Source organism: Phaeobacter sp. HF9A (genome assembly GCF_011806385.1).
Classification (GTDB): Bacteria; Pseudomonadota; Alphaproteobacteria; order Rhodobacterales; family Rhodobacteraceae; genus Epibacterium.
The window spans coordinates 1-4,122 of the sequence record NZ_JAATOX010000200.1 but is presented as its reverse complement, the minus strand read 5'-3'; the positions used below and the strand labels follow the sequence as shown (position 1 = coordinate 4,122).

5 protein-coding genes are annotated in these 4,122 nt (G+C 61.1%); 4 read left to right on the top strand and 1 reads right to left on the bottom strand.

What is annotated here, in order from left to right; translation table 11 throughout:
• Positions 1-256: 256 nt before the first annotated feature.
• Positions 257-1,348: a LysR family transcriptional regulator gene (locus HCZ87_RS20030; protein ID WP_167646783.1), complete on the bottom strand. Its 1,092-nt coding sequence runs from the start codon at positions 1,346-1,348 to the stop codon at positions 257-259.
• Here HCZ87_RS20030 and HCZ87_RS20025 point away from each other — a divergent pair.
• Genes HCZ87_RS20025 through HCZ87_RS20010 form a run of 4 tightly spaced genes read left to right on the top strand, consistent with a single transcriptional unit; the run spans position 1,335 to position 4,073 of the window.
• Positions 1,335-1,904 carry a hypothetical protein gene (locus HCZ87_RS20025; protein ID WP_368484154.1) on the top strand — a complete coding sequence of 190 codons (570 nt, stop codon included), beginning with the start codon at positions 1,335-1,337 and terminating at the stop codon, positions 1,902-1,904. The genes HCZ87_RS20030 and HCZ87_RS20025 overlap by 14 nt on opposite strands.
• Entirely contained in the window at positions 1,904-2,290 is a 387-nt protein-coding gene (locus HCZ87_RS20020) for a hypothetical protein (protein ID WP_167646781.1), read from the top strand. Before HCZ87_RS20025 ends, HCZ87_RS20020 begins: the two co-directional genes overlap by 1 nt.
• Positions 2,251-2,946 (top strand): hypothetical protein, encoded by a 696-nt coding sequence (locus HCZ87_RS20015; protein ID WP_167646779.1) that lies wholly within the window; start codon positions 2,251-2,253, stop codon positions 2,944-2,946. Before HCZ87_RS20020 ends, HCZ87_RS20015 begins: the two co-directional genes overlap by 40 nt.
• Entirely contained in the window at positions 2,943-4,073 is a 1,131-nt protein-coding gene (locus tag HCZ87_RS20010; RefSeq protein ID WP_167646777.1) for an alkane 1-monooxygenase, read from the top strand. The genes HCZ87_RS20015 and HCZ87_RS20010 overlap by 4 nt, the downstream gene beginning before the upstream one ends.
• The last annotated feature ends 49 nt before the right edge of the window (positions 4,074-4,122 follow it).

The following is a 4,122-nucleotide window of genomic DNA, read 5'->3' as shown; positions in this document are numbered from 1 at the left end:
ATGACCCCCGCCCAGAAACTGAGAACGGCCGCGTAAATTCTACGACCAAGTCCCCGCAGAAACGGGGGGATTACCCCCGCCAGCAGGGGCAGAGGAGAAGTTCTATCAACAGTATTCCATCAGCCCGAAGTCTACAGCGGCGCCTTGCGGGAAGGGATCCCTATTGTCTCTTTGCAAAACGCGATGGTGCTGACCCGAGAGAGACAGGTGCTTGACATGAGCTGAGAGACTGGAACGAACGCGCGGCAAGCCCATATTAGAATTCTGCAAGAATTTGGCCGATTTCATTTCTTAGCCAAACCAGACTGGGTTCGTCCTGGTTGCGCAGATGCCATGTCATCTGGAAATCTTGCGTCGACAGAGGCACCGGCGGTTCCAGCACCTGCATCCGATCACGCCACGGCGATGCAGCCAGCTGACGGCGATTGGCATAGCCTACAAGATCCGTCTGGGCGACGATCTCGATGATCGCCGAGGGCCGGGTAACGCGCACGACATCGCGCCTTGCGGGCCGGTTCTTGAGCGAAAACAGGTGCGCATTGGCCAACGCACCAGGCGCCATGTCCATCGCCACATGGCCAAGTTCGGCAAGGTCTTGCAATGTCACTTGCCCGTCAATGCGCGGATGGCCTTGCCGGGCGATCACCACGAGGTCAAGCGACAGGATATCCTGCCAGCGCAGGTCGGGCTGGTTTGGGGGCAGCATCCCAAGGGCGATATCGGCCTCGCCGCTCTCCAGCGCTTCGGCGATAGGAATCTTGGGCGCGAGCAGCAGCTTGAAGGTGATGCCGGGATTGCCCGCCACGCGGTTGACAAGCCTGGGGATCAGCAGGGTCTCGAAGATATCCAGAGCGTGTATCTTGAATTCACGCGCGTCTTTTGCCGGGTCGAAGGAGGCGCGCGGTTTGGTGATACGCTCGATCTCGCGCAGGGCGCTTCGGACTGGGGCGATCAGCTCATCAGCGCGGGTGGTGGGCTGCACGCCGCGCGGCTGGCGCAGAAACAGCCGGTCATCTAGCACCGCGCGCAGCGTTGCCAGCAGGTTCGACATAGTCGGCTGGGAAAACCCAAGCGCCTGCCCGGCGCGGGATATGTTGCGCGTGGAGTAGATCGCCTCGAATGCCAGAAGGTGCTTGATGTCAAGGTGGCGCAGCGCCTGGCCAAAGGCGGCTTCCGGCGTCGGCTGATCGTTCATTGGGATTTCCGATATCAGGTTATTGAAATTTAGAGCCTTCTGGATACTTTCAAATATGCATATCTGTACTCGCCATATCGGGCAAGCAGCGGTTATCGGGATGCAATCGGCCCGGACCTTATTCAAAGCGTAATGATCCGTGGATGAACCCATGCAGAATGTGCCGGCAGAGCAGCGGCGACGGAGTTACAGGCCACCCGCGACCGGCTTTCAATGGGCAGGCGCGCGGCTGGAACGCGCGTTGAACCGCGCCACGATCCGTTCGCCGGTGTTGCGCCGAATTCTTGCCATGGCGTTCCTACCCATGGTTTCGCGCCTGGGCCTCAGGATCAACTATTCCGACACGGATTTCTACGTTGAGACTCCGCATAGTCGGATGAACCGCAATGCCTATGGCACAGTAGGCGGCGCCGCCTTGCTGGCGACGCTAGAGCTGGCAGCGGGCACCTATCTGTTCATGCGCAGCGACGGCGGGCACCGGATCGTCTGCCGTAATGTCAGCTATCGTTTCATGTTGCCCTCGACCAACGGGCTGCATCTGAAGGTAGAGCCGCTGGACCCAGATCTTGAGGCGCAAATCGCCAGCGGCCAGCCTTTCAACGCGACGCTCAAGGTCAACGTCTATTCGCGCGGAAAGCGCCGCGGAGAGACCGACCGCCGCATTGGCCGCGGCGAGCTGCGCTTTCACCTGTGGCCCGTGGAAATGTGATGCGCGATCTGACGGCCTCGGCTTTTCTCGCCTGTGCGTGGTTCTGGTGCATCGGCGGGTTTTTTCCAGTGCTGCTGTATCTGGAATTCGGGTCGATGAGTTTTCTCGTGTTTGCGGTGTTCAACGTGCTGGGCGCGACCTTGTTCGGCTATTGGCGAGAGGCAGAGCGTCAGGCTTTTCTGAACCGGTTCGGGCCTTGTACGCGTGGATTTTCCGCGCTGGTCGCGGGGTATCACGCGGTCTTTGCCGTCTGGCTATCGCTGATGGTGCAGGACGGGCGCCCAGTGCTCGGCTTTGCCGTCGTCACGGCCCTGTGTCTGTTCTTTCGCGAGCGGCTGGTCGCAATGTGGGGCTCAGCGCCGCTCTGCTGGTCTACATCTTCTTGACGCCGGTGCCGGCTCCCGAGATTGCGGCTGCGCCCTTCTTCCACCAGATCGCGCCCTTGGCGTTGGGATTCTTGCTGGCGCCGTGGTTCGACCTGACTTTTCACCGAGCCTTCAGGCAGGCGAACAATCCAAGGCGCGCCTTTCTGATCGGCTTTGGCGTGTTTTTTGCGGCGCTCTTGTTGGGAGTCTACCTGGGGCTGGATGCCTTTGTTGGTTTGACCTTGGCCGGGGGGCTGGCGCAGCCTGCGGTGGCGGCCGTGGCGGTGTTGGTGATGGTGCAGACTGGCTTTACCACTGCGGCACATCTGGTCGAGCTTGATATCAACTGGAGACAGGCACTGTCTCCTGCGCTGGTCGTGGGCATCGTCGCGGCGCTGCATGTGGCATCGCTAATGCTGTCGCCCGAGGCGCTGAGGCTGGTTGGAGAGTTGACTTACCGAAGCTTCGTCTTTGCTATCGGCGCCGTGTTCCCGGTCCTTTTTATCTTTGGCCCGACACGCCGGGCGGCGCTGGTCGCCGCTGTGTTGACGCCCTGCTATACGCTGGGATTCCTCATCGGCGGGGTGTTTGCGCCATTCCTTAGCGTAGCGATGCTTGTGCTGGCGGCAGTCTACGTGCGTGTTGGGGCGCATCGCATTGCAGGAGAGACCTCATGACCCATCCCGATCCGCGCCGCTCCGGCTGGCTGGTGGGCTTCCTTGCGCCCATGCTTGCGCCGGTGCTTCTTATCCTTTACGCGCTTGGCGTGCCGGTCTGGGTCGTGGCGGTGGCGCCTTTGGGACTGCTGTTCGGAGTCGCTCCAGTGGTCGATCTTCTGATCGGCCGCGACACCCGCAACGTCCCGGCACAGGCCGCCGCCACGGTGGAGGCCGATCCGTTCTATCGGCGCCTGATGCATGCCATCGTGCCGAGCTATGCCGTGGGCGTGATCGCCGCTACGGCACTTGCCGCTTGGGCCGGGTTCAGCGCATTGGAATGGGTCACTTTCACCGTCGGCATGGGCTTCGTGCATTCGCTTCTGGTGCTGGTCGCGCATGAACTGGGCCATGCCCGCGACCCGCTGGACCGGCGGATGGCGGATCTGGCGCTGGTCTTGGTGGCATATGGGCATTTCGGTGTGGAACATAATGTCGGCCATCACAAGAAGGTTGCCACCCCCGAGGACCCTGCCAGCGCGCGCTACAACGAGTCGATCTATCGCTTTGCCATGCGCGAGATCCCGGGGGTCTTTCTGGGGGCGCTGGAGAAAGAGGGGGACCGCCTGCGCAGACGTGGCCTGCCTTGGCTCAGCATGAGCAATGAGCTCCTGCGCAGTTGGGCTTTGTCGCTGATGTTCCTGGCGGGGCTTGTGTTGGCGTATGGGCCCAAGGCGGTGCCGTTCTTTGTCCTGCACAGTCTGGTCGCCTGGTTCTCGATCACCATGGCGAACTACACGGCACATTATGGATTGCTGCGCGAGATGGTCGGTGGGCGGCGTGAGCCTTGCCAGCCGAAACATTCGTGGAGCTCGAGTTTCCTGTTTTCGAACCTGTTGTTCTTCAATCTGCAACGCCATGCGGACCATCACGCCAATGCGCAGCGCCCGTTTCAGACCCTGTCGCATATCGAAGGCACGCCACAATTGCCTGCCGGTATTCCGGGCTTGTTCTGCATGATGCTGGTGCCGCCGGTCTGGTTTCGGGTTATGAACCCGCGCCTGTTGAAGGCAGTGGATCATCAGCCGTCGCGCATTAACTTTCGCGACAGTCTGGAAGCGGTGCCGCATAGCCCTGCGCCCGAATAAAACGGATTAGCTGCCAATAATGCCAAGCCCCCCAAAGACCGGTCAGGTG